The following is a 22,824-nucleotide window of genomic DNA, read 5'->3' as shown; positions in this document are numbered from 1 at the left end:
TGTTGTCTCGGAACATCCCCAACCCGGTGTTGCAGGTGCGGCAGAGAACTCCGCGGACGTCCTTACTGGTGTGGCAGTGGTCGATGACCAGGTCGCGATCGGCGCCACACAACTGGCACCGGTGGCCGGCGGCCTTCATCAGGTCGTCGTACTGCTGCTGGGTCAGCCCGTACTTGCGGCCCTTGTTCCGGTAGTGGCGCCGAAGTGCGTCCGTGCGCAGGCACCCCTTGCACCGGGAGGACGGCGTGTTGTTCCTGGTCTTGATCCGGTAGAAGTCGTCCACCGGCTTGGTCTGCTGGCACTCGGTGCACGTCTTCATGCGGTCGCCCACCGCTCACCGAGATCCGCTCGGTCGGTGCGCAGCACCGGCGTTCGCCCGGCCATCTGGCAGAGCCGATCTGGCGGCGTCTCCATGATCTTGCGGACGTCGTACGCCGCATCGGTGCTGACGACCAGTTCGTCGTGCATCGCGATGTACACCGAGTCCGAGAGCCCGGCATCGTCGACCCGGATGAGTGTGTCGGCGAGGACGTCGTACGCACTTCCCTGGATGTGGTAATTGACCGCCTTGTGAACAGCTACCCCGAACTGCCCAGAGGGAATCGGCACGATCCGCCCGGACAGGGTGAACACCAGCTGGTGCTGCTCACCGATATCCCGCAGCTTCTTGATGAGCCGACCCACCCGAGGCATGGCGCGGAACACCGCGTCTCGGAGTCCCCAGGCATCCTGGATGTTGATGCCCAGGTCGGCTGACAACTTGGTCATGCCTTCGCCGTACATCTGGGCCAACAGGACGACCTTGGCCTTCTTGCGTGTGATCCCAGCCGCCTCGGCGACGGTGGTGTAGAGGTCAGACGACCCGTCTTCGTATCCGGTTAGCACGGCCTGGTCGCGCGCAATGTTCGCCGCCACCACCGGCTCGATCTGTGACCAGTCAATGGAGGTCAGAGCGTCGCCCTCGTCGGCCATCACGATCCCGCGGCCCTCGGCCGGGAACTGCTGCAACGGCGGACCGGACATCGACATGCGTCCGGTCGCGGCGCCGAGGATGGTGGTGGTCGGGTGAATCCGGTCCTGATCGTCGGCGAGGTCAACCACCTTGGCCAGGTAGTCGCGCTCCACCTTCTCGGTCTCCTTGAGCCGGGAGAAGGCAACGGCCACTGGGTGCTCGAGGCGGGCCAGCGCGTCCTTGGTCGCGGCGGGGGCGCCGGTCTTGGCAGTCCGCGGGTGGTTGTCCGGCAGCAGACCGCGCTCGTCGAGCCATCCGGTCAGCGATCCTCCGTGGCCCGGCTTCACGCCGGCGGCCTCGAGCACCGCGCGGTCGGTGTCCTGCTGGGCCCGGACCTGTGCCCGGTAGGCGTCGAGGCGCTCGAGGTCGACCCGCAGACCCTTTGCCGAGCGGCGCACGAAGATGTGGTTGATCCGCTGCTCACGCTCGAGCAGTTCCTCGGCGTCGGAGCCGGACACGCCCCAGGACTGGAACGGGTGCCCGGTGGTCAGTCGGTCCCGTGCGGCCTGGCGCACCAGCGGGTAGATCCGGGCGGTGAGGATGGCATCGAACGCAGCGCCCTGCACGTAGATCGGCCGGTCGATGTCGAACTCCTTGTAGCCGGCCGACTTGGTCATGCCCAGCGCCTTGAACGCGCCGACGAGCACGTCCTCGGTGCCGGTCTCCAGGTACCGGTTGCCAGCGGCGATGAGGGACTTGCTGGTGCGCTCATCGGGCTCGGCGAGCCGGCAGTAGAGCAGGGTGTCGCGCACCTTGCTCACGTCGTCGAGGCGCATCAGTCCGTGGCGCACCAGCACAGGCACGTCGAACGGGCTGTTGTGCACGACGAGGATCCGGGCGGTGGACAGCACGGTCCGAATCGCGGCGGCCTGGGCGGGGTCGCGCGGGTCGAGCACCACTGCGTGGCGGGCGGACCCGACGGTGACCACCTTGAGGCGCATCGCCAGGGCGTCCACGCCTTCGGTCTCGATGTCGAGCGCGAGGTAGGGCTCACGGTCGGCCAGGTGCAGAGCTTCGCGGATCGCCGGCTCACGGCCGACGGTGTACTGGGCGTCGAGGGAGCTGGCGAACGAGAAGGTGCCGACCTGACCGGGATGAACTGCTGGCCCGAGGTCCATGAGATCCCTCCTGCTATGTCGTGGTGCGGGGAGTCGCGCGGCAGGTGGAGCCGGTCTGCCTGGGGAGGTGCGCCAGCACCGGGGAAGGAGGGCTGGCGCACCAGTCAGGCGGGCCGGATCAGAACGGCCGCGGCTGGTTCGGAGCGGGAGCGGTGCGCGGGCCGGGGCGGACGGCGACCTTGTAGTGGTGGTACTCACCGGTGCCGGACTTGTTGGCCTTCTTACCGAAGTACTTCGCGGCGAAGAGGTCCCCGACCTGCACTCCCGAGTCGTTGATTTCCTTGCGCAGGATCGACTGGTAGGCGGTCACCCGGACCTCGCCCCCGTCGGCCTTGCGCAACGTGATCACCGGGCAGTCCGGGAAGTTGCCGCTCTCGTCCTTGTAGTTCGACTTGGTCGAACCGATCGAGACGACGGTGCCCTGCACCCCGTCCCCGACCTGCTTGGCGACCCAGGCGGGGGCGCGCCCTCATCCAGGTCGGCCAGCAGGTCGACGGTGCCGGTGTTCTTGTCGTCGGTCATGCTCTCGAGCAGGTCCACGGTGATCTCCTTATGTGTGGTGTGGACGGACTGGGTTGGTTGGTGCTCGCCGTTCACAGCGCGCCGGTCGCGATGGCGGCCAGTCGCTGCTTGGCGGCGGTGCTGTGCTCCGGGGTCCAGGTGCTGGCGTGGAGCTGCCAGATCCGGTCGAGTTCCGGCTCGTCGCCGGCTCGGTTGATGAGGTCGATCAGGTTGGTGGTGGGCTCCACCCGTCGGGACAGCTCGGCGCCGTACCGCTGTGCCTTGCGCCAGTCGACGATCGAGAGTCCGAGCTGGGCACCGGCCCATCCGTGCTCGATGTCGATGTCCCACAGCTCGCCGACGTCCATCCCGTCGCCGAGCAGCACGACGTTGCCGATGGACAGGTCAAGGTCTGCCGGCGGCGGCATCCACTCGGTGACCGTCGACCGGTCACCCGCGACCTCGATCCCGGCGGAGATGAGCGGTGCCCGGCCGTAGAGCGAGAGCTGTACCGCGGTCCCCTGCGGGTACCTGACCGCGTTCTCGCCACTCTTGAGATCGACCACGCGGCGCCGGCCTCGGACCCGGGCGAGCCGGTCGTACCGACCGACCACGCCGTGCTCAGGCCAGATTGCGAACCCCTCGACGAAGGTGGGGTCGATCTCGATCTCGTACCGCTCGAGCGTCCGCTGCCACGCCGCAGCATCGGCCCGCTGTTGCTCGGTCAGCAGCTTCCCGCCGAGGTCGGCCAGCTCCGAGGCGCGGTGCCGCTGCGTCCCTCGGTTGGCGGCGTGGTGGGCGCCGGCCACCTGCATGGCGTCCTCGCACACCCGGTCGACCGTCTCGCGGTTGTCCAGGTCGACGGCGACCCGCTCGGCCAGCCGCGGCTCCAGCGTCATGCCGATGGCGACCTGGCGCTTACGCCACTGCTCCAGCGCGTAGGAGTCAGGGACGATCTTCGCCACGGCGGTGACGCTCTTGCAGCGACGTCCGTTGAGCGTGTAGCTGTGGGTCGAGTCGTTGTAGACCAGCCGGTGCGTCACGCCGCCTCCTCAGTGATCTCCGCGAACCCGTCCGCGCCGCACCCGCCACAGAGCCCGCCGGCCTGGCGCCACCGACCCGGGTGCGTGCAGCTTGCGATTCGGGACAGGTAGTCCTCGCGCTGCTCGGTCTCCGTGGCCTGCCGCTTCGCCCGCAGGACCGTCCGTGAGGCGTTGCAGACGAACCGCCGGCCGGGCAGCTCCTCACCGGCGGCCCGGCGCCGCTTGCGCTCGCGGACCCAGAACGACTTGACGGCGTCGAGGGTGGAGCCGATGACCCAGGCGACCTCGGCGGCGGTGTACGCCCCTGCCCGGTCGGTGAGCATCTCGACGACCAACTTGGCGTGGTCGGCGGGCTTGGACCGGGTCTCGTCGGTGACCCCAGGCAGGCGGGTCAGGGTGCGCCCGGCGCCGTTGAGCCGCCGCTGGGCGACGAACGTCGTCCAGTAGGAGCTGGCGGCCTCCGGGTCGATGCCCAGGCTCGCGCCGATGTACGACCAGGGCCGCTTGGCGCTGGCCATCATCGCGATGGCGTCATGGTGGTCGGCGGGGTTCTGGCTCTTGGTGACCGAGCAGGACCCGCAGCGTGGGGCGCGGTTGGCGAAGTGCTTGGTCATGGGTCGCTGGCAGATCGGGCACTGCTTGAGGGCGGTCCCCCGGTCGTCGTAGGCCACGCCGGCGCGGACGACGCCGATCGGCTTCTCGTACTTGCCGGGCTTGCACTCGTCGCGCAGCTTGAGCGGGCAGCGGGTGTTGCAGAGGTTGATGGCGACCGGGTTGTTCTTGTGGCCGGTGTCCCACCATCCGACGGGGTTGGTGACGCAGGGCCGGGGGTCGTGGTGCGGGGCGACCAAGGCGCCGGGCCGCGAGGCCGTCAGGGGTCGCAGCGGGAGGATGGTCGTGGCGCTCATTGGCCCGCCCCTTCCGTGATCAGTGTGGTAACCCCGCTTGGCAGGGCGTGGTCGCCGAGGAAGGTCGGGTCGGCGACGAGCTCGACGGTGAAACGGGCGCGGACGTCGGCGCTCATCGGGCTGCTCCGATCAGCTCGTCGTGGATGTGCGCGGGCTCCAGCGGCCCGGGAACCAGCGGTCCGAGCCACTCGTCGATGACGGGCCAGTGCGGGGTCGCGGTGATGGCGGCGACCGGCCGGCGGATGAGGGCGGTGCGGTCGTCGACGCCGCCGTGCACGGCCACGTCTTCGGGTGCCGGGTTGAGTTCGTGCCAGGCGGCGGGGCTGAGCAGCCAGTCCGGGTCGACGGGGCGCAGCCGGTCGGTGTGGTGGACGCCGGCGGCGAGGTCGTTGGTGGGTGACCAGGTGTCGGCGGCTCCGTCGTGGTCGGGTCCGAAGAGGCGCTCGCGTAGCCGGGTGAAGGCGTTGGTCTTGGGTGCGGGGGTGGTGGGCCAGGCGGTGACGTGGCCGTCGCTGAGGTCGATGCTCATCGGGTGGCCTCCGCCTTCTCGTGGGCCAGCCAGACGCGGCTGCCGTTCCGAGCGATGACATGGCCCTCGGGCACCCGGCCCGTCGCGCCCCAGGAGAAGGCCGAGGGACAGTCAGGGGTGCACGCCGGCAACTCGTTCCCCTTCGCCCGCTCGGCGATCAGCTCGTCGCGCTGCTGCCGCAGCCGGGCGTTCTCGGAGGTGAGCGCGCCGACTGTGTTGGCGTGGGTGGCGGCCTGGGCGCGGGCCTCGGTGAGGGCGTCGGTCAGTTGGTCGATCAATGCGGCGATGCCGTCGACGGGCGACTGGAAGCCGGCCCGGTCGAGTGCGATCCAGGCGGCGGTGATCTGCGGCAGAGCGTCGTTCAGCTGTGCGGTCAGCTCGTCGATCACCGGCTGGACGGCCTCGACTACGGCGCGGGCGGCCCAGCGGGGCACGGACTCCATCGGCTCGCCGCTCGGCGTGAGCTTGCGCGGGATGTAGGCACCGGGGTCGCCGATGCGGGCGGCGATGGTCGGGTACAGATCGTTGGTGGTCACGTCAGGCTCCAGATCAGGAGGGCCCAGAGGGCGACGGAGATGGGTGCGGCGATGAGGAAGCCCCGGAAGAACGGCGGCGGGTTCACGCGGCCCTCCTCAGTGGCAGGTGGGAGACCAGCCAGTCGACGGCGGGCTGCCACCGAGAGGCATGCTCGGCGGCGACCAGGCGGCCGTGGGCGACGGCGGGTTCGTCGTCGCCGGGGATGGCCATCAGGGCGGCGCGCTGGGTGTGCAACTCGGAGGTGAGCACCAGCACGTCGGCGGCGGTGCGCTGACGCTGGCGGCGCTCACCGTGCAGTTCCCCGCCGAGCCAGGCGGCGGCGACGATCAGGGCGAGGATGGCGACGGCGAGGATCAGGCGGGCCATCACGCCACCGCCCCAACGGCGAGCTGCGCCATGACCTGGCGGCCGATCCACTCCGTGTACGCCGGCGGGATCGCCTGGGCCATCTCCCGGGTGGTCATCCAGTCGATGCCCATGGCCCGCTGCCAGTCGGCCTTGGCGCCGTGCTGGATGCCGTCCCGGACGGACCGGCCACCGCTCTTTCCGGTGACAGTGACGTACTTCCCGTCACCGATCCGCCCCCGGTGACGCAGGTGCGCGGGAGCGGTGAGGGTGATCCCGCCGCCGGCCTCGAACCCGCGGTGGCGGAACACGCCCAGGTCGAACATCTCCCCGCACAGCACGATCGGGTCGACCAGGTGGCGCAGGTTCGGCTCGATGTTCTCGATGACGTACGGCACGCCAGCGGCCTGGAGCAGCTCCCGGGTCGGGGGGATCAGGTTCGGGTGCCGGTCGCGGGTCCCCCACCGGCCGGCACCGGCAGACCCGAACTGGCACGGCGGGGACGCGGTTACCAGCACGAAGCGGCGCAGGAACGCGACGTCACGCATCACGTCCAGAGCGTCGGACTCAACGAACGCGTCGCCGCAGTAGTTGGCACGCCGGACCTTGTCCACGCCGGTGACGCGGAAGCCGGCCTGCTGGAGTCCACGGGTGGCGCCGCCGGCGCAGCAGAACAGGTCGAGGGCTTCGGGCTTCATCACGACACCTGCCCGAGCGCCCGGCACCGCGCACGGGTGGCGTTCGGTGCCAGGCGGGCGAGGATGGCCCGGCTGCCGGCGATCAGTTCGTCGGTGCCGGTGGTCGCGGCGGTCAGGCCGGCCCGGGTGGCGTTCGGTGCCAGGCGGGCGAGGGTGGCGTCGATGCGGGGTCCGGGTTTCGACGGCATCGGGTTGTCGGCGGTGGGCCGGGGCTGCCCCGGGGTGAACGGTGCGAAGCCGGCGGTGAGGGTGGGCAGGTCGCCGAGGTCCATCACGACGCCACCGCCTTGGCCGCGTCGTACTGGCCGATGCCGGCAACGATCGCGTGGCAGCACCAGAGGTACGACCAGGTCCAGTCGGTGAGATCCCACTCCCAGGTGTCGGAGAAGACGCCCTTGTCCTCCCAGAAGCGGAGCAGCTCCCGCGCCTCTTCCTCGTGACCCGCGTCGCCGTTACGGACTGCGGCGAGGATCTCGGCCTTGACGGTCTGCGCGAGGGCCGGGTCGTCGTCGGCGAAGTCCACCAGCACATCGGTGACGTGCTGGACGAAGACGTCCTCGCTGTACTTCTTGAGGCCCTTGCCGTAGTCGGCGGTCTTCTCGGCCCAGTAGCCGGGGTTGATCCCGTGGTCGCTGCGGAAGAACTGGAACATGTCCGGGAGTCGGGAGAAGACGAGGTTGCCGTCGACATCGCCCCGGATGGCCAGCGCCCCCGGCCAGGTGACGATCTCGAACCAGTACATGGAACTGCCCGGCTTCGCGAACCGCAGGTGGTGGTACAGGCCGTCGTCGTGCAGGACGGTCATGACGTGGTCGGCGGTGTCCCGCTGGAAGCGCTCGCCGATCTTCTCCGCGCTGTACAGGTTGCTCATCGCGTTGCCTCCCAGCGGGTGGTCGGGGCCATGGCGGCGACCAGCGCCGCGTGTGCCGTCTCGATGTCGTGGGCGACGGCCTGCCAGACCTCGATCTCTTCGTCGATGAGGTGCCGGGCGTTCTTGGCGATCTCGCCGGGCAGGGCCGCCCAGTACGCCTCGGTGGCCTTGACCACGTCGTCGGTGGCGGTGGTGAGCTGGGTGCGGAGGTCGGCGAAGGTGTTCGCCTTGATCGCGGCGCTCACCGGGTGCCGTCCTCGGGCTGGATCTGCGCCCGCACCTGAAGCTCAGGCCCGTACGGGCTGTGGCTGAGCCGGATGGTCGACGTGGTCCACGGGATCTGGTCGTCGTGCATCTGGATCTCGCTGCCGAAGTAGGCCGCCATCTGCTCCAGTTCGGCACGGCTGGCCAGAACTCCGAGGCTCAACGTGGGGTAGCTGCCGAAGTGGATGCGCTGGGCCTCGACGTCGTCCGCGAGCTGGCGGAGTTCGGCGGTCAGGCGGTGACGTGGTGTCGACTCCATCTGGCCGCCCTTGCAGCCATCGACGCATTCGTGGCCACGGCCGGCACCGGTCAGCGGGTTGCCGGGGACCAGGATCAGCCCCGACGTGGCCCCGCAGTACCGGCAGCGGCGGTCGGGCCGGGTCTCGACGTTCGCGATGAACGCGGCGTCACTCCGCCCGGCCTCGTACGCCGACGAGAACTGCGGCGGCAGGATGCGGAGGGCGACGAGCATGTCGATCGCCTCGCGGACGCTCTCGGCCGGGTACTCGGTCGGCTGGCCGGTGAAGTGCGGGGCGTCGGCGGGCTTGCGCCACACCTGGAACCCGGCCTCGTTCGGCCGGACCGCGACGGTGGCCCCGTCCTCGAACGGCGCGTTCTGGAAGCCGCGCGACGAGTCGCGCCAGTCGTTGGCCTTGCGCCACCGGCTGACCTCGGCGAGCAGCCGGCGGTCCTTGTTGATCCGGCACTGGCCGATACGATCGACGCTGCTGTGGTCGGTCATGGGATACTCCCTGTCGGTTCGGACGCCCCTGCGGACTTGGCGGTTGGTGGGGGCGTCGTTCTGTGTCCGGGCCCGGGTGGGCACCGGGGCGGAACTAGGCGGCGCTCTGGGTGCGACGGGCGCCGGCGCGGCTCGCACGGGCTTCGATCCGGCTGCGCTCGCGGCGGCACTCCCGGCACTCACGCCGAGCGACACCACCCGCCCGCTGCCGGGAGTAGGTGTTCTCGGCCGTGTACCCGTGGCCATTCGGGCAGTGGGTCTTCGCCGCGTTCTGGTGCGGCATCGTGTGCTGGCTGCGCAGCACGTTCTCCCCACGGGTCACCACGTCGAGGTGGGCCGGGTTGACGCATCGCCGGTGTCGGCACGTCACCCCGCCGGGGCAAGTCGTGTCGACGTTGTGGCACCGGTGGTCGACGATCAGCCCGGTCGGGATGGGCCGGTTCATCAGCTCGCAGGCGACGCGGTGGGCGCCGACGCCGTGGAACAGGCCGTAACCGTCGTCGTCGATGAACCCTTGCCACGGCCAGCAGGCGTCGATGCCGCCGGTCGTGTCGACTTGGGCGATGAACGCCCGCAGCCGCAGCGGGTGGATGTCGGTCATGCCGCCTCGCCCTCGGGTCGCACGGCGGTAACCGGTCGGGTGGTGGCGGATTGCAGGATGCTGGCGAGTCGGGCGCGATCGGTGTCGCTGAGCGGCGGGGCCGCGTCGACCAGACGACGAATGAGGTCGTCGCGGTCGGCGTGAGCGCTGACAGGACGCTCTGCGTCGATCTGCTCGACGGCCTTCATGCCGCAACCTTCAGCAGTGTTCGGCGCTGTCGCTGACCGGTCAGCTTCAGGCCGTGGCAGATTCGCGCGTACACCCGGGGGGACACCCTCCGGCGGTCGCCGCGCTCGATCATGGACAGGTAGGCGGTCGAGATTGCGCAGGTCGAGGCGAACTCAGCGAGCGTGCAACCGGTTAGCTGGCGGAGTTCCCTCAGCTTCGCTCCGTCGACTGCGACGGATGCTGGCTTCGGTTCGCTCATGCCTCGAACTTTAACTACATTCCGCAGAATTACACAAGGGGTTCCGTTGAACTGCGCGGTAACTAGCTGAACGTCTAGGTTGCGGTGGTACTGGCGGGTGCCTTCGGCCGAGTTCCGCTGGCAGAATGCCGGGCATGGATGAGGCTGGTCAGAGAGAGCACCTAGCGAAGGCCATCGAAACGCGGCGGATCGAGCTAGGGCTGAGCGGCGCTGCCGCTGCTCGGGCAGCCGGCATTGATCGCGCTACCTGGACCTCGGCCGAGAACGGCACACGTCGCACCGCCGAGCACAACTACGCCGGCATTGAACGCGCCCTCCAGTGGAAGCCCGGCAGCATCCGCGCCGTCCTCGGTGGCGGGGAACCGATGACGCTTGACCCGTCCGCCAGCGAGCCTGTCGACGAAGAGATCGAGCTAGTTCGCACCGACCCAAGACTCACCGCAGACATGCGCGAGCGGATCATTCGACTGATCGTCGAGCGCCGGGAACGCGACAGAGCCGCCGCGCTGGACGACACGCGACGGCTCATCGACCTGTTCAAGCAGAGCTGACGGGCCTCAGGCGGTCCGTCGATGACGGACTGAAGCCCGGTAGGACAGGAACCGAGGACCACCCGATGGAGTATCTCGACTTCGCCGGCGAGATCCCCGCCGGCGAGTACGGCGGCGGCCGGATGCTGATCCACGACCGGGGCACCTACCGGTGCGAGAAGTGGCGCGCCGACGAGGTGATCGTGACGCTCTCCGGTGACCGCACCGCCGGACGCTACGTGCTCTTCGCCACCGGCGGGCGGGACTGGATGGTCCGCCGCACCGATCCGCCGCCGCCGGGCTGGACGCCGATGCCCGAGCTGGTCCGCCCGATGCGTGCCACCGCCGCCGCCGCACTCCCCCGCGACCGCGCCGCCTGGGGCTACGAGCTGCGCTGGGACGGGGTGCGGGCGCTGGCGTACGTCTCGGGCGGGCGACTGCGGCTGCTCTCCGAGACCGACGAGGAGATCACCGGCGGGTACCCGTGGCTGCGGGCGATGGCCGAGGCGCTCGCGCCCACCGAGGCGGTCCTCGACGGTGTGCTGGTCCGCATCGACGGCGCCGGACGGGTCCGCCCGATCCGCCCGGCCACCGGTGGCCGGGTTCCCGGTGGTGCCCAGTACCTGATCGTCGACCTGCTCTGGCTGGAGGGGGTGAGCAGCGTCGACGTGCCGTACGCGCAACGTCGGGAGCTGCTCGATGGGCTGGCCTTGGCGGGTACGCACTGGCAGACTCCGCCGTGGTTCCCGGGCGCGGGCGACGAGGCCCTGCGTGCCGGACAGGAGCAGGGCCTGCCGGGCGTGCTCGCCAAACGACTGGACTCGGTCTACCAGCCGGGGCGGCGCAGCCGGCACTGGCTCAGCATCGACGCGGCCTGACGGCGAGGAGCGACGTGTACCTGACCCACCTGGAGTGCCCACGCTGTGGCCGGACGTGCCCGGCCGACGAACTGCACAACCTCTGCGGATGCGGCTCGCCGCTGTTGGCCCGCTACGACCTGCCGGCGGTGGCGAAGGCGGTGACCCCGGAACGCTTCCCGCTGCGCCCGGCCGACCTGTGGCGCTACCGGGAGCTGTTGCCGGTCGCCGACCCACGACACGTCACCACGCTGGGCGAGGGCTGGACGCCGCTGCTGCGCGCCCCGGCGTACGGCGCGGAGATCGGCGTCGCGGACCTGATGGTCAAGGACGAGGGGTTGATCCCGACCGGCTCGTTCAAGGCGCGGGGCGCGGCGGTCGGCGTGAGCCGGGCCCGTGAGCTGGGCGTCGAGCGGATCGCGATGCCCACCAACGGCAACGCCGGGTCGGCCTGGGCCACCTATGCCGCCCGGGCCGGGCTGGGGGCGACAATCGTCATGCCGCTGGCCGCGCCCGGCATCTGCCGGCGCGAGTGCGTCGCCGCCGGGGCGGACCTGCGTCTGGTCGACGGGCTGATCGGCGACGCCGGCCGGCGGGTGGCCGAGCTGATCGCGGCGTCGGACGGGGCGATCTTCGACGCCGGCACGCTGCGCGAGCCCTACCGGCTGGAGGGCAAGAAGACGATGGGGTACGAGATCGTCGAGCAGCTCGGCTGGCAGGCGCCCGACGTGATCATCTATCCGACCGGTGGCGGTGTCGGCCTGATCGGCATCCACAAGGCGCTGCACGAGCTGCGTGAGCTGGGCTGGATCGGTGACAAGCTGCCCCGGCTGGTGGCGGTGCAGTCCACCGGTTGCGCGCCGATCGTGCGGGCGTTCGCCGAGGGTGCGGATCGGGCCCAACCGTGGGCGGACGCGCACACTGTGGCGTTCGGCATCACCGTGCCCGCGCCGCTGGGCGACGAGCTGATCCTGACCGCGTTGCGGGAGTCCTCCGGCACCGCCGTCGCCGTCGACGACGCGGACATCCTGGCCGACCTGCGGGGCTTCGCGGCCCGGGAGGGGCTGCTGCTCTGCCCGGAGGGGGCTGCCTGCCTGACGGCGGCACGGCAACTGCGCGCCGGCGGGTGGATCCGGGCCGGCGAGCGGGTGGTGGTGCTCAACACCGGTGCCGGGCTGAAGTATCCGGACACTGTCGACGTGTCCGGCGTACCCGTGTCGGCCTGAGACGACGGGCGACCCGCGGGCCCTGCGGCCCGCGGGTCCCCGCAGCGCGGTCTACTGGTAGGTGATGTCGGAGGGCGAGTAGAGGCAGTTGACGCCGTCGGCGCCCTCACCGATCTTGGTCGGCTCGCTGCCCTTCGGCACGCCCTTGTACTTGACGCAGATCGAGGTCTCGCGGTCCGGATCGCCGACGATGGTGATCCGGCTGAACCGGGCGGTGTCGCCCCAGTTGGTGTTGATGCCGGCGATCGCGTCGGTGTCCCGGGCGATCACGTTGTCGATCACCACGTGCCGCTGGTACGACGTGGAGCAGTTGCCGCAGGCCCGGTAGAGCTTTCCGGCGTTCTCCACCCGGAAGTTCCTGATGTAGACGGTGCCCGAGCCGTTGTGCTGGAAGACCTTGTCGCTGGCGGAGCGGGCACCGCCACCGTCGACGGTGTACGTGGTGCCGCCCAGGAAGGTCGCGGCGTCCTCGCCCACGTCCTCCCACCAGACGTTGATCAGGGTGCAGTTGCCCTCGCAGTGCACGCCGTCACCGGCCGGCGCGCCGATGATCACGTTGCGCAGCGTCGCGCCGGCGGCCAGCTCGAACATCGGGTCCTGGCTCTCGCTCTGCCCGCCGTCACCGATGCCGTAGTAGCGCTTGAGTCCACCGTCGAACGTGCCGGACACCGGGATCGTCGCGTCCACCTTCTGGCTGCTGGTCGGCGTCGGCCAGCCCGCGGGCGGCGGGGTGGTCGGCGGCGGCGTGGTAGGCGGTGGGGTGGTCGGCGGCGGCGTGGTCGGGGTGCCGCCACCGGACGAGTCGACAAGCACGTCGTCGAAGCCGCCGCTGGCGTACGCGGTGACCAGGCCGATCCGGCCCGCGCCGGCCAGGCTGTTGCTGCCGGAGGCGATAGGCGTGCCGTTGACGAAGCCGCGGACGGTGCTGCCGCTGGCCTCGATGCGCAGGGTGTACCAGGTGCCGGTGCCGATGCCCAGCGACGCCGAGCCGATCGCGGTGACGGAGCTGCCGTTGACCGCCTGCAACTCGGCCCGGCCGGAGCCGAGCAGGGCCAGCCGGTACATATTGGTGCTGCTGGTGGAGCGGGCGGCCAGCCCGACCAGGGCACTGGACGTGCCGAAGCTGGCCGGCCGGACCCGGGCCTGCACGGAGTAGTTGGTCCAGCTGGTCTCGCCGGCGAACTGCCGGGCCAGCTCACTTCCGGCGTTGGACTGGTTGAGCACGCCCGAGCCGTCGACAGTCCAGGTGCCGCCGGACTTGGACCAGCCGGAGGTGTTGCCGTCGTCGAAGTTGTCGCTGAAGACGGTGGCCGCGAAGGCCGAGGTCATGCCGGCGGTAAGGGCCGCCGTGGTCAGGCCGGCAGCCAACGCCAGCAGGAGCGGCCGGCGGCCGGGGAGTCTTCTCTTCTGCACAGGTGTCCTCCTTGACGCATGTGGTGGCGATCCCGCGGCGGCCCTGTCGGGGCGCGCCGGCACGGCGTGCGGCGTTGCGTGGGATCGGTGTGCGCTCCCGCCGGAGGCCCGGATCCGAGGCGGGGTGAAGCGGGAACAACGCCCTGGGGAAAGGGCTTTCCAGCTCCTTCGAGGCTAGGACCGCCCAAGCAGCAGCGTCAATGCCTGACGTTTGCAGGTCTGTTGCAGGATTCGGACCGGGAAGGCACGTTCCCGATCAGTAGCTGTCCGGCCGGGTGATCCGCCAGGCCGCGTTGATCAGGCCGATGTGGGAGAGCGCCTGTGGGGTGTTGCCCAGCTGCATCCCGGTGGACAGATCGATCTGCTCGCTGAACAGCCCCACGTCGTTGGCGTACCCGACGACCCGCTCGAAGAGGGCCTCGGCCCGCTGCTGCTCACCCGTCATGACCAGACACTCGACCAGCCAGAACGAGCACAGCAGAAACCCGGCCGGATCGGTCGTCCACCGCCGCAGCAGTCCGCCCTCGGTGCCCAGCTCGCGCTCGACCATCTCGATGGTCGAGCGCATCCGCGGGTCGGTGGCCGGCAGGAAGTGCGTGACCGGCAGGGCGAGCACCGAGGCGTCCAGCTCCGCCGACCCGAACGCGCCGGTGAACGCCCCGATCCGGTCGTTCCACCCCTCGCGCAGCACGGTGTCGCGGATCTCGTCGCGGATCCTGGCCCAGCGACGCGGGTCGGCCCGATCGCCGAGCCGGTCGGCGAGCCCCACCGCCCGGTCCATGGTGAGCCAGCAGGCCACCTTGGACGAGACGTAGTGGCGCTCCTCGCCCCGGGTCTCCCAGATACCACGGTCGGGCAGCCGCCACGTCGACGCCACCTGCTCGGTCAGGCCGAGCACCATCTCCCGCAACTCGTCCTCGAACCGCGCGCCCAGGTAGTCGCGCAGCCGCCACACCGCCGACATCACCTCACCCGGCACGTCGAGCTGCCGCTGCCGCCAGGCGTCGTTGCCGACCCGCACGGGTCGACTGTCGCGGTAGCCGCGCAGGTGGTTGCAGTGGTGTTCGGAGAGGTCGCGCTCCCCCTCCAGCCCGAAGAGCACCGGCACGGGCTCGTTGCCGAACCGGCCGATCGAGCGGGTCGCCCAGGTGAACAGCCGGGACGTCTCGTCGGGGCAGGCCGCCACCCAGAGCGCCCGCATCGTCAACGAGAAGTCCCGCAGCCAGCAGTAGCGGTAGTCGTAGTTCCGGTCGCCGCCGATCCGCTCCGGCAGTGAGGAGGTCAGCGCCGCGGCGACCGCGCCACTGCGGGCGTAGGTGAGGCCGGTCAGCACCGTCGAGCTGTGTTTGACCAGTTCGGGGTAGCGGCCGGAATACCCGTGCGTCTCCCGGAACGCCTGCCACGCCTGAGTCGTCTCGGCCAGGGCGGTGAGCGGTTCCACCCGGGCCGGCGGATCCCCGTACGCCTCGCCGAAGGCCAGGTCCATCCCGATCACCTGACCGGCGGAGACCTCGAACTCGTGGGTCACCCGGTCGGTGCGGGCCCGCAGGTGCAGGCCCCCGGCGCGCAACAGCAGCACCACCGGGCCGGCGCCGGCCAGCACCCCACCGTCCGGCTGCTCGTGCAGGTACGGCGTGAGCAGGCCGTACTCGGGGCGGGGCGCGAAGTCCAACGCCATTCGCACCCGCCCGGACAGCCCATGGACCACCCGGATCAGCACGGCGGGTGAGTTCCTACCCAGCTCGTGGGCGCGGGCGCCGACCTCGGCGGCCAGCGCGTCGATGACCGCCACTCTGCCGTGCGGTGTGTGGTGCACCGTCCGCAGCACCAACGTGTCCGGCAGGTACGCGCGCTCCACCCGGTGACCCGGCCCCCCGACCCCGACCGGCGCCAACCGAAAGTAACCGGCTCCCGGGTCGAGCAACCGCGCGAACACCGACGACCCGTCGAACCGGTGTGGGCACCACCAGTCGACCGAGCCGTCCTTGCCCACCAGTGCACCCGACCGGGAGTCCGAGAGGAACCCGTAGTCGGAGATCGGCGGCTGCTGCTCCACCCGCCGGGCGTACCCGCAACGGCCTGGATCAGGCAGCCGCCGGCCGGATCACTGCGTCGGTGGCTCGTCCTCGCCCGCCGCCTCGGCCGCGTCGGCCTCCTCCTTGGTCCGGTGTACCGCCTGGTCGGCGTGCTCCGGCGGCCCGTAGACGGTGTACAGCACGAGCGGGTTGGGCCCGGTGTTGACGAAGTTGTGCCTGGTGCCGGCCGGCACCACGACCAGGTCGCCCGCGACGACCTCCTGCTTCGCGCCAGCCACCCGGGCCTCGCCGACACCGCTGACGAAGGTCAGGATCTGGTCGATGCCCTCGTGCACCTCCTCGCCGATCTCGCCGCCGGCGGGAATGGTCATGATGACCAGCTGGGTGTGCTCACCGGTCCACAGCACCCGCCGGAAGTCCGGGCTCTGCTCGGCGACGGTCGCGATCGTGAAATGTTCCATGCCCAGCCCATACCCCGTTCGGTGGCGCGCCACGCCGGGACTCACGGATGGTGGAATTCCCCACGGTCGGCAGGTTTGGATCCGGACCAACCGGGGATCGTCACACTCGACCGGCGCAATCGGCCGGTCGAGCCAGGTCCCCACTGGCGTACCGCCGAACGGCTGCGATGGTGGGAGACGGCCAGAGCGCGGCGACGTGCCGACCACTGTCGGAACGGCGCCGCGCGCTCACGTCAACGGTGCAGCCAGTCGAGCAGATCCGGCGGTGCCAGGGTCGCCGCTCGGGCGTGGTACCGGGCGAGCCCGGCCTCGTCCAGCAGGTCGCGTCCCTGCCCCGAGCCGCCCCGGCGGAAGAACGCCTGCCGGCTGCGGAGCACGCCCAGCCGGTCCGGTGCGAGCCGGTCGGCGCGTTCCCGCATCCGACCGAAGGTGGCCGCCTCGACCAGCTCCGGACCCGGGGCGGGAAGCTCCCACCGGTCGGCGAGCCGGCGCATCTCGCCGCCCAGATCGGTCAGCAGGTCGTCGTAGTGCACCAGCTCGACATTGGGCTGGTGGCGGCGGGCCCAGGCGTCACCCAGGTGCAGCAGCACCCCCGGCAGCGAATCCAGCTCGGCGCGCGGGTCGGTCTCCCGGTCGATCCAGCTCGACAGCCACCGCCGCACCGGAGGGCGCGGTCGGGGCGGCCCGGCCGGCGCGGGTTGACCGGTCAGCTCCGCGAGGCGGGCCCGGTCCAGGTTGCCCGCCTGGTGATACAGGGAGACCGCCATGTCCAGCGGGTGCCGGGCCACCACCACGTAGTGCACCCGAGGGTCGAGCGGCACCCCGTCCAGCGGGGTGTGCGTCTTGACGAACCGCCGGTGCGGTTGTGCGGCGAGGCGGTGGTAGACAGTGTCCCGCGGCTCGACCAACCAGTCCAACCAGGGCGACAGCACGGGCAGCGGCGCGGGCAGCTCCGGGGTGCCCAGCACCAGGAGGGCGCAGATCATCTGCATCCAGGTGGTGCCGCTCTTGGACCGGGTGCTGATCACGATGTCGCCGGGGCGGAAGGGAAAACCGTCCCACCGCGCGCTGTCCTCGTCGTGGGAGCGGTAACGGTGCGCTGGCGCGAGCATCGGGGGATGATAGTCGCCGAACCGACAGTCGGGCAGCCGAATTCCGACGCACATTCCTGGGACCCGTGCACCAGCCTGGCTAGATTGAAGTATGGTGCCCGCCCCCGGGGGCCGGGCGGCGCAACCCGTGTACCGCCCCATCCTCGCCAGCAGACGAGGCGAGCTGGAAGCCCTGAGCCACCTCGATCCCGCGTCCGCCGCACTGGTCGCCCCGGTCCTGGAGATCGGCACGAGAGATCGCTCCGTTGTGGACACTCTGCGCAGGCTGCCGTCCGGGATGATGCCGGCCGTCGACGTCAGCGCGCTACCCGACACACCCGAGGCCGAACTGACCCGGTGGGGCGTACCGGTGGTGCCGGTGGTCGGGCTCGCGGAGCGCGACCACCGACTGGTCGCGCACGGCGCGGCGGCGCGGGCGTACGGCCGGCGGGCGCTGATCCGGCTGCGGTCCGCCCAGGACCGGGCCGGCCCGGACGCCAGCACCACCGCCGTGGAACGGATCTGGCGGTTCACCTCCCTCGCCCCGGAGGAGTGTGACCTGCTGCTGGACGCGGGCGACGTGTGCTGCCCGGCGGACGTGCGGGCCGCCGAGCCCCGGGTCCGCCGGCTGCTGGACTGGGCCCGCCGGCACGCCTGGCGATCGGTGACCGTGGCGGCGGGCGGCATGCCGCCGACGCTGTCCCGGCTGCCCACCGACGAGGCGATCCGGTTGGAACGTTGGGACTGGCAGCTCTGGCGGCGACTGGCCGACGCCGGGGTCGGCTACGGCGACTACGGTGTGCATCCCGCGGTGCCCGGCACCGGTGACGCCACCGACCGGTTGCCGACCGTGCGATACACCGACGACGGCAGCTGGTGGATCTACCGCTGGGCGCGGCGCGGCGGCCGGGGCGACGAGCGGTTCGCCGACCTGTGCCGCACGCTGGTGTCGGCGCCGCACTGGCCGAGCACCGGCGCCGCCTTCTCCTGGGGCGACCACGAGCTGCTGCGCCGGGCCCGCAGGGGCGCCGGCGCCGGCTCGGCCGCCAACTGGGCGGCCTGGAGCACGTCGCACCACCTGGCGTACGTGCTCAGCACGCTCGTGCACCCGCACGCGAACGGCGGGCCGAGGTGGCACCCCGGGCAGGGGCCGCCCCAGCGCGGACGATCCCTGCGGTGAGCGTGGTCCTACTGCTTCTCGGTGAAGCCGAACTGGATGATGCCCTCGTCGTCGACGGTGGCGTCCACCGAGGCGTCGCCGAGCAGTTGGGCGGCGTCCTCGTCCAGGAAGATCCGGGCACCCTGGTTGTCGACCACCCGGTCGCCCTGCACCGGCTCGGGCACCAACTCCACGGTCAGCGAGCCCGCCTCGGTGTCGGCGGCGATGCGCACGCCGCCGTCCTGGGCGACGTCCTGCTGGTTGGCGAGGTCACGGATGACGAGCACGGCGTTGTCGGTCATGGTGAGCATGGGTGAAACTCCTCGTGGATTCTCGGCTCGCGGTCGGATACCCCCGGGCGAACCGGACAACCGGTCCGCGTACGAGCACACGTGGGAGGCGACAGGAGGGACGAACGGTCGTCGCCGTCGCATCGAATCGGGGCAGCTGACGGCCCCGTCACCCCCACCGTGCCGGTTGCCGGACCATCCGTCAAATAGAGCCGGATCAGTGGAGAGCGGCGGCCGGGGCCAGCCAGGCGCGAATTTCGTTGACCGCGGCCCGGCCGGCCCGGTTGGCACCGATCGTGCTCGCCGAGGGGCCGTAACCGACCAGGTGAACCCGCCTGTCGGCGACCACCCGGGTGCCGTCCATGGTGATACCGCCGCCCGGCGCGCGCAGGCCCAACGGGGCGAGATGGTCGATGGCCGCCCGGAAACCGGTGCACCAGAGGATCACGTCCGCCGGCACGAACCGGCCGTCCGTCCAGGTCACCCCGTCCGGTGTGATCCGGTCGAACATGGGTAGCCGGTCGAGGACGCCACCCGCACGGAGGCGGCGTACCTCCGGGGTGACCGGCAGCCCGGTCACGCCCACCACGCTGCCCGGCGGACGGCCGGCCCGAACCGCCTCGTCCACCCGGGCCACCGCCTCGCGGCCCAGCTCCGGGCCGAACTCCTCGTCCCGGAACCGGGGCGGCCGGCGGGTCACCCAGGTGGTCTCCGCCGCGACGGTGGAGATCTCACCGAGCAGTTGCACCGCCGAGGTGCCGCCACCGACGACCACCACGCGGAGGTCGGTGGACTCGGCGGGGCCCCGGTAGTTGGCGGTGTGCAGTTGCCGGCCCCGGAACGACGACCGGCCCGGGTAGTGCGGCCAGAACGGTCGGGTCCAGGTGCCGGTGGCGTTGATCAGGGCGCGGGCGGTCCACCGACCCTGGTCGGTGCGCACGTCCAGCCGCCCGTCCGAGCGGGAGTGCACGGCGCGGACCCGCACCGGCCGACGCACCGGCAGGTCGAAGGCCCTCTCGTAGGCGGCGAAGTAGGCGCTGACCTGCTCCGCGGCGGGGCGCTGCGGCTCGGCCGGCGGGAAGGGCAGCCCGGGCAGGTCGTGGAAGCCGTGCACCCGGTCGAAGACCAGCGTCGGCCAGCGGTGCTGCCAGGCGCCGCCCGGCCCGTCGTCGCCGTCGAGGATGACGAAGCCACTGCCGGGGAGGAAGCCGGTGCGGCGCAGGTGGTAACCGGCGCTCAGGCCGGCCTGGCCGGCGCCGATGACCACGACGTCCACGGAGTGGGTGTCCACCTGGGGTGCAACGCTGTCCGCGGTCCCGCTGTGCCCGCTCCGGCCGTCAGGCCGATCACAGCCGACCACCGCGTCCGGCCCGGCCGCCACCCCGGCTCGCGGGCACGGCGCTGGCAATATCTTTTCGGCTGAGGACCTTTTCCGGCGAATATCTCCGTGGCAGCATCAGCGCATGCATCGCCGTCACTTTACCCGGGCCCTCGCGCTACTCGCCCTGGTCGCCACAGCGGCCACCGCGGCCGCGCCCGGCGCCACGGCCGAGTCGCCCACCCCCGCGACGACCCGACTGCACGCCACCATCGACACCATCCTCGCCGACACCCGGCTGGCCGGCGCACAGGCATCGGTGGTCGTGGTCGACACCAGCACCGGGCAGCCGCTCTACGACCGCAACGGCGACCGCAGACTGGTGCCGGCCTCCAACACCAAGCTGCTCACCTCGACCGCGGCCCTGGAACTGCTCGGGCCGGGGCACCGGTTCAGCACCGACGTGCGGGCCAGCGGCAAACGCCGTACCGGCCTGCTCTCCGGCAACCTCTACCTCCGCGGCGGCGGTGACCCGACCATCCTCGCCGCCGACTACGACGCGCTCGCCGCCCAGGTCGCCGCCGACGGCGTGCGGGTGGTCACCGGGAACCTGGTCGCCGACGACACCCGCTATGACCGCACCCGGCTGGGCCCCGACTGGACCTGGGACGACGAGCCCTACTACTACGCCGCCCAGGTCTCCGCGCTGACCGTCGCCCCGGACACCGACTACGACGCCGGCACGGTGATCGTGCACGCCACCCCGGCGGACCGGGCCGGCGCTCCGCCGGTGATCAGCACCACCCCGCCCACCGGGTACCTGCGGATCGACAACCGCGCCGAGACGGTCAGCAAGGGCGAGACCTCGATCTCGATCGAGCGCGAACACGGCGGCAACACCGTCGTGGTGACCGGCCAGATCGCCGTCGGCACCGAGCCGGCCAGCGACTGGGTGACCGTCTGGGAACCCACCGGCTACGCGGCCGACGTGTTCCGGGCGGCGCTGCGCCGGCACGGCGTCCGGGTGCTCGGCCGGACCGTGCTCGGTCAACCCACACCGGAGACCGCCCGCCCGGTGGCCCGGCACGACTCGATGAGCCTCGGCGAGCTGATGACGCCGTTCCTCAAGCTCTCCAACAACGGGCACGCCGAAGTGCTGACCAAGGAGATCGGCCGGATGCTCTCCGGCTCGGGCACCTGGGCGGCCGGGCTCACCGCGATCAGCGAGTATGTCGCCGACACCGGAATGGACACCGGCCGGCTGCGGCAGCGCGACGGCTCCGGGCTGTCCCGGCGCAACCTGATCCCGGCGGCGGAGTTCGTCGACCTGCTGAGCGCGGTACGCACCGAACCGTGGTTCGCCACCTGGTACGCGGCGTTGCCGATCGCCGGGCAGCCGGAACGGTTCGTCGGCGGCACCCTGCGCAGTCGGATGGCCGGCACACCGGCGGCCGGCAACGTGCACGCCAAGACCGGCAGCCTGACCGGGGTCTCCGGGCTCTCCGGCTATGTGACCAGCGCCGACGGCCGGCTGCTGGCGTTCTCGATCCTGTTGAACAACTACCTGACCGCGTCGGTCAAGCCGATCGAGGACCAGATCGCGGTGGCGCTGGCCGGGTACCGCGAAGAGGGTGCGGCGACGGCACGGACGGCCCCGCCAGCGGTACCGGAGATCCCCCGGACCCCCGAGGGCGTCGAGTGCTCCTGGGTCAAGCCGATCACCTGCTGAGCGACGGCCGGGAGGCGTCAGCGCGCCTCCGGCCCGGCGGGCGCTCAGGCCGGACGGTCCGGCGGGGGGACCACCGCCGTCGGGTCGCCGCGCTCGATGAGCGCGGCGATCTCGGCGGCCCGCAGCCCGCGCAGCGCCAGCACCCGGGTGCCCCAGCGGTGCAGGCGACACGGGTGCGGGCTGGCATCGTTGCGGCAGACCACTCCCCCGGACCACCGCCGGGGGGCGTGCACCACCACCGCGCGCACCGCGAACTGGGTGTCCTCGCCCGTCACGTACGGCGGCAGGGGGATGTCGCGAAGAACCTCCCCGGACACTTCACCGCCGCCGGACGAGGCGGCACGACGGACGCGGTGGGCGGCACTGCTACTCATCTCCGCTGCCTCCACACTGGATGGTCGGATGGGGACAGCAGAAAGTTACGACCTCGTCGACCGTCCGCGACGGACAAACTGTCCCGCCGGGCGAGGACACCGTGACCGGGCGACCGGTCAGCGCACCGCCACGGCCTGGAGGCCGACGTTGCCGCAGCGCTGCGTGAAGACCTTCTCCACGGTCCAGGTGAGCAGCAGCCGGGCACCCCTGGGCACTGTGAACCGGATGGTGAACTGGGCGCTCTGGCTGGTGTAGGGGTCCTCCAGCCGCACGGTGCTGGCCGGCCCGCCGGTGGACAGCCGCGCCTCCAGCCGTCCCCGCGCCATCCAGATGCCGCCGTAGAGCTGGACCGTGCGCGGCCCGCCGCCGCCGGCGACGGCGAGGGAGAACCCGTTACCGGCACCACAGGTGTAGACACCGTCGGAGCTGCCGTTCGTCGAGCGCTCCGGGGAGCCGTCGGACCAGCGGACGTGCTCCTGGTTGCCGTCCCAACCGACCCGGGTGCCGGAACCACCCCCATCGATGACCTCCCCGGAGCCGGACTGCTTGCGGACCGTCGACCTGCCGCCCCGCTCCCCCCAGTGCATCCAGTCCCGGGTGCCCACGGCGGTGAGGTCGACCTCGGCGGGCATCTCGCCCCGGCTCACCGACAACGCCGGCGCGGCGGGCGTCACCGGCGGCGGGGCGGGCGCGCTGGCCGACGGCGTCGGGTCCGGCGATGGCGGGCGTTGGCGCGGCCGGAG

At 71.5% G+C, this 22,824-nt stretch carries 27 protein-coding genes and 2 pseudogenes; 5 read left to right on the top strand and 24 right to left on the bottom strand.

All coding sequences use genetic code 11. The features are described 5' to 3' along the window. The 16 genes from JM949_RS18495 to JM949_RS18420 all read right to left on the bottom strand — a co-directional run. Positions 1 to 319: endonuclease domain-containing protein (locus JM949_RS18495; RefSeq protein ID WP_238433423.1), on the bottom strand; the 319-nt coding region annotated here is incomplete at its 3' end. Beyond that, positions 316 to 2,130, bottom strand: a complete 1,815-nt coding sequence (locus tag JM949_RS18490) for a DNA polymerase (protein ID WP_203149678.1) — start codon at positions 2,128 to 2,130, stop codon at positions 316 to 318. The genes JM949_RS18490 and JM949_RS18495, both read right to left, overlap by 4 nt. A 118-nt stretch (positions 2,131 to 2,248) precedes the next feature. Next, entirely contained in the window at positions 2,249 to 2,557 is a 309-nt protein-coding gene (locus JM949_RS18485) for a hypothetical protein (RefSeq protein WP_203149677.1), read from the bottom strand. A 166-nt stretch (positions 2,558 to 2,723) separates the two neighbouring features. Continuing rightward, a complete protein-coding gene (locus tag JM949_RS18480) occupies positions 2,724 to 3,674 on the bottom strand; it encodes a PD-(D/E)XK nuclease family protein (protein ID WP_203149676.1) in 951 nt (316 codons plus the stop codon). Beyond that, entirely contained in the window at positions 3,671 to 4,582 is a 912-nt protein-coding gene (locus JM949_RS18475; protein WP_203149675.1) for a hypothetical protein, read from the bottom strand. The genes JM949_RS18480 and JM949_RS18475 overlap by 4 nt, the downstream gene beginning before the upstream one ends. 112 nt (positions 4,583 to 4,694) lie before the next feature. Beyond that, a complete protein-coding gene (locus JM949_RS18470) occupies positions 4,695 to 5,111 on the bottom strand; it encodes a hypothetical protein (RefSeq protein WP_203149674.1) in 417 nt (138 codons plus the stop codon). Beyond that, positions 5,108 to 5,647, bottom strand: a complete 540-nt coding sequence (locus tag JM949_RS18465) for a hypothetical protein (RefSeq protein WP_203149673.1) — start codon at positions 5,645 to 5,647, stop codon at positions 5,108 to 5,110. The genes JM949_RS18470 and JM949_RS18465 overlap by 4 nt, the downstream gene beginning before the upstream one ends. A gap of 82 nt (positions 5,648 to 5,729) precedes the next feature. Next, on the bottom strand, positions 5,730 to 6,014 hold the full coding sequence (locus JM949_RS18460; protein WP_203149672.1) for a hypothetical protein: 285 nt from the start codon (positions 6,012 to 6,014) through the stop codon (positions 5,730 to 5,732). Continuing rightward, entirely contained in the window at positions 6,014 to 6,691 is a 678-nt protein-coding gene (locus JM949_RS18455) for a DNA cytosine methyltransferase (protein WP_238433422.1), read from the bottom strand. The genes JM949_RS18460 and JM949_RS18455 overlap by 1 nt, the downstream gene beginning before the upstream one ends. Next, positions 6,691 to 6,966 (bottom strand): hypothetical protein, encoded by a 276-nt coding sequence (locus JM949_RS18450; RefSeq protein WP_203149670.1) that lies wholly within the window; start codon positions 6,964 to 6,966, stop codon positions 6,691 to 6,693. The genes JM949_RS18455 and JM949_RS18450 overlap by 1 nt, the downstream gene beginning before the upstream one ends. Continuing rightward, positions 6,963 to 7,562: a hypothetical protein gene (locus JM949_RS18445; RefSeq protein WP_203149669.1), complete on the bottom strand. Its 600-nt coding sequence runs from the start codon at positions 7,560 to 7,562 to the stop codon at positions 6,963 to 6,965. The genes JM949_RS18450 and JM949_RS18445 overlap by 4 nt, the downstream gene beginning before the upstream one ends. Beyond that, on the bottom strand, positions 7,559 to 7,807 hold the full coding sequence (locus tag JM949_RS18440) for a hypothetical protein (protein ID WP_203149668.1): 249 nt from the start codon (positions 7,805 to 7,807) through the stop codon (positions 7,559 to 7,561). The genes JM949_RS18445 and JM949_RS18440 overlap by 4 nt, the downstream gene beginning before the upstream one ends. Further along, positions 7,804 to 8,568, bottom strand: coding sequence for a hypothetical protein (locus JM949_RS18435; RefSeq protein ID WP_203149667.1), 765 nt, complete (start codon positions 8,566 to 8,568; stop codon positions 7,804 to 7,806). Before JM949_RS18435 ends, JM949_RS18440 begins: the two co-directional genes overlap by 4 nt. A 94-nt stretch (positions 8,569 to 8,662) precedes the next feature. After that, positions 8,663 to 9,169, bottom strand: coding sequence for an HNH endonuclease signature motif containing protein (locus tag JM949_RS18430; RefSeq protein ID WP_203149666.1), 507 nt, complete (start codon positions 9,167 to 9,169; stop codon positions 8,663 to 8,665). Then, positions 9,166 to 9,357 carry a hypothetical protein gene (locus JM949_RS18425; RefSeq protein ID WP_203149665.1) on the bottom strand — a complete coding sequence of 64 codons (192 nt, stop codon included), beginning with the start codon at positions 9,355 to 9,357 and terminating at the stop codon, positions 9,166 to 9,168. The genes JM949_RS18430 and JM949_RS18425 overlap by 4 nt, the downstream gene beginning before the upstream one ends. Then, on the bottom strand, positions 9,354 to 9,596 hold the full coding sequence (locus tag JM949_RS18420; RefSeq protein WP_203149664.1) for a helix-turn-helix domain-containing protein: 243 nt from the start codon (positions 9,594 to 9,596) through the stop codon (positions 9,354 to 9,356). The genes JM949_RS18425 and JM949_RS18420 overlap by 4 nt, the downstream gene beginning before the upstream one ends. A gap of 134 nt (positions 9,597 to 9,730) precedes the next feature. On the opposite strand from JM949_RS18420, the gene JM949_RS18415 reads away from it, so the two are divergent. The 3 genes and pseudogenes from JM949_RS18415 to JM949_RS18405 all read left to right on the top strand — a co-directional run bounded on the left by JM949_RS18415 (position 9,731) and on the right by JM949_RS18405 (position 12,209). Next, positions 9,731 to 10,147, top strand: coding sequence for a helix-turn-helix domain-containing protein (locus JM949_RS18415; RefSeq protein WP_203149663.1), 417 nt, complete (start codon positions 9,731 to 9,733; stop codon positions 10,145 to 10,147). A 50-nt stretch (positions 10,148 to 10,197) separates the two neighbouring features. Then, a pseudogene (locus JM949_RS18410) lies at positions 10,198 to 11,004 on the top strand (ATP-dependent DNA ligase); the annotation flags it as partial. A gap of 14 nt (positions 11,005 to 11,018) precedes the next feature. Further along, on the top strand, positions 11,019 to 12,209 hold the full coding sequence (locus JM949_RS18405) for a threonine synthase (protein WP_203149662.1): 1,191 nt from the start codon (positions 11,019 to 11,021) through the stop codon (positions 12,207 to 12,209). Positions 12,210 to 12,260: 51 nt separating this feature from the next. On the opposite strand, the gene JM949_RS18400 is transcribed toward JM949_RS18405, so the two are convergent. The 4 genes from JM949_RS18400 to JM949_RS18385 form a co-directional block, all read right to left on the bottom strand. After that, entirely contained in the window at positions 12,261 to 13,622 is a 1,362-nt protein-coding gene (locus JM949_RS18400; RefSeq protein WP_203149661.1) for a pectate lyase, read from the bottom strand. 256 nt (positions 13,623 to 13,878) lie between these two features. Next, the gene (locus JM949_RS18395) at positions 13,879 to 15,678 is read right to left on the bottom strand and encodes a glycoside hydrolase family 15 protein (RefSeq protein WP_203149660.1); all 1,800 of its coding nucleotides are present in this window, start codon (positions 15,676 to 15,678) and stop codon (positions 13,879 to 13,881) included. Between the two features lie 48 nt (positions 15,679 to 15,726). Continuing rightward, positions 15,727 to 16,119, bottom strand: coding sequence for a cupin domain-containing protein (locus JM949_RS18390; RefSeq protein WP_203149659.1), 393 nt, complete (start codon positions 16,117 to 16,119; stop codon positions 15,727 to 15,729). Between the two features lie 233 nt (positions 16,120 to 16,352). Continuing rightward, positions 16,353 to 17,231 (bottom strand): sulfotransferase domain-containing protein, encoded by an 879-nt coding sequence (locus JM949_RS18385; RefSeq protein WP_203149658.1) that lies wholly within the window; start codon positions 17,229 to 17,231, stop codon positions 16,353 to 16,355. 127 nt (positions 17,232 to 17,358) lie between these two features. Between JM949_RS18385 and JM949_RS18380 the strand changes: the two genes are divergently transcribed. Beyond that, on the top strand, positions 17,359 to 18,390 hold the full coding sequence (locus JM949_RS18380; RefSeq protein ID WP_407664781.1) for a beta family protein: 1,032 nt from the start codon (positions 17,359 to 17,361) through the stop codon (positions 18,388 to 18,390). Positions 18,391 to 18,398: 8 nt separating this feature from the next. Here the strand turns inward: JM949_RS18380 and JM949_RS18375 are convergent, their stop codons facing one another. Together JM949_RS18375 and JM949_RS18370 are read right to left on the bottom strand one after the other, a co-directional pair. Then, positions 18,399 to 18,680 carry an adhesin gene (locus JM949_RS18375; protein WP_030487179.1) on the bottom strand — a complete coding sequence of 94 codons (282 nt, stop codon included), beginning with the start codon at positions 18,678 to 18,680 and terminating at the stop codon, positions 18,399 to 18,401. A gap of 196 nt (positions 18,681 to 18,876) precedes the next feature. After that, on the bottom strand, positions 18,877 to 19,950 hold the full coding sequence (locus tag JM949_RS18370; RefSeq protein WP_203149656.1) for an NAD(P)-binding domain-containing protein: 1,074 nt from the start codon (positions 19,948 to 19,950) through the stop codon (positions 18,877 to 18,879). Between the two features lie 172 nt (positions 19,951 to 20,122). On the opposite strand from JM949_RS18370, the gene dacB reads away from it, so the two are divergent. Beyond that, on the top strand, positions 20,123 to 21,706 hold the full coding sequence (gene dacB, locus JM949_RS18365; RefSeq protein ID WP_203149655.1) for a D-alanyl-D-alanine carboxypeptidase/D-alanyl-D-alanine endopeptidase: 1,584 nt from the start codon (positions 20,123 to 20,125) through the stop codon (positions 21,704 to 21,706). 44 nt (positions 21,707 to 21,750) lie between these two features. Here dacB and JM949_RS18360 read toward each other — a convergent pair whose 3' ends face one another. Next, a complete protein-coding gene (locus JM949_RS18360) occupies positions 21,751 to 22,080 on the bottom strand; it encodes a hypothetical protein (protein WP_203149654.1) in 330 nt (109 codons plus the stop codon). A gap of 117 nt (positions 22,081 to 22,197) precedes the next feature. Further along, a pseudogene (locus JM949_RS18355) lies at positions 22,198 to 22,824 on the bottom strand (hypothetical protein); the annotation flags it as partial.

It is taken from the genome of Micromonospora tarensis (genome assembly GCF_016803395.1).
GTDB lineage: Bacteria > Actinomycetota > Actinomycetes > Mycobacteriales > Micromonosporaceae > Micromonospora > Micromonospora tarensis.
Note: the sequence above shows the minus strand (reverse complement) of the source record. Positions and strands in the feature narration are given on the sequence as shown.

Bases quoted from the DNA above. Each gene is read 5' to 3' on its own strand.
- JM949_RS18490 (WP_203149678.1), bottom strand. From the start codon at position 2,130: ATGGACCTCGGGCCAGCAGTTCATCCCGGTCAGGTCGGCACCTTCTCG.
- JM949_RS18475 (WP_203149675.1), bottom strand. From the start codon at position 4,582: ATGAGCGCCACGACCATCCTCCCGCTGCGACCCCTGACGGCCTCGCGG.
- JM949_RS18470 (WP_203149674.1), bottom strand. From the start codon at position 5,111: ATGAGCATCGACCTCAGCGACGGCCACGTCACCGCCTGGCCCACCACC.
- JM949_RS18460 (WP_203149672.1), bottom strand. From the start codon at position 6,014: ATGGCCCGCCTGATCCTCGCCGTCGCCATCCTCGCCCTGATCGTCGCC.
- JM949_RS18455 (WP_238433422.1), bottom strand. From the start codon at position 6,691: ATGAAGCCCGAAGCCCTCGACCTGTTCTGCTGCGCCGGCGGCGCCACC.
- JM949_RS18445 (WP_203149669.1), bottom strand. From the start codon at position 7,562: ATGAGCAACCTGTACAGCGCGGAGAAGATCGGCGAGCGCTTCCAGCGG.
- JM949_RS18435 (WP_203149667.1), bottom strand. From the start codon at position 8,568: ATGACCGACCACAGCAGCGTCGATCGTATCGGCCAGTGCCGGATCAAC.
- JM949_RS18430 (WP_203149666.1), bottom strand. From the start codon at position 9,169: ATGACCGACATCCACCCGCTGCGGCTGCGGGCGTTCATCGCCCAAGTC.
- JM949_RS18425 (WP_203149665.1), bottom strand. From the start codon at position 9,357: ATGAAGGCCGTCGAGCAGATCGACGCAGAGCGTCCTGTCAGCGCTCAC.
- JM949_RS18420 (WP_203149664.1), bottom strand. From the start codon at position 9,596: ATGAGCGAACCGAAGCCAGCATCCGTCGCAGTCGACGGAGCGAAGCTG.
- JM949_RS18415 (WP_203149663.1), top strand. From the start codon at position 9,731: ATGGATGAGGCTGGTCAGAGAGAGCACCTAGCGAAGGCCATCGAAACG.
- JM949_RS18390 (WP_203149659.1), bottom strand. From the start codon at position 16,119: ATGGAACATTTCACGATCGCGACCGTCGCCGAGCAGAGCCCGGACTTC.
- JM949_RS18385 (WP_203149658.1), bottom strand. From the start codon at position 17,231: ATGCTCGCGCCAGCGCACCGTTACCGCTCCCACGACGAGGACAGCGCG.
- JM949_RS18375 (WP_030487179.1), bottom strand. From the start codon at position 18,680: ATGCTCACCATGACCGACAACGCCGTGCTCGTCATCCGTGACCTCGCC.
- dacB (WP_203149655.1), top strand. From the start codon at position 20,123: ATGCATCGCCGTCACTTTACCCGGGCCCTCGCGCTACTCGCCCTGGTC.
- JM949_RS18360 (WP_203149654.1), bottom strand. From the start codon at position 22,080: ATGAGTAGCAGTGCCGCCCACCGCGTCCGTCGTGCCGCCTCGTCCGGC.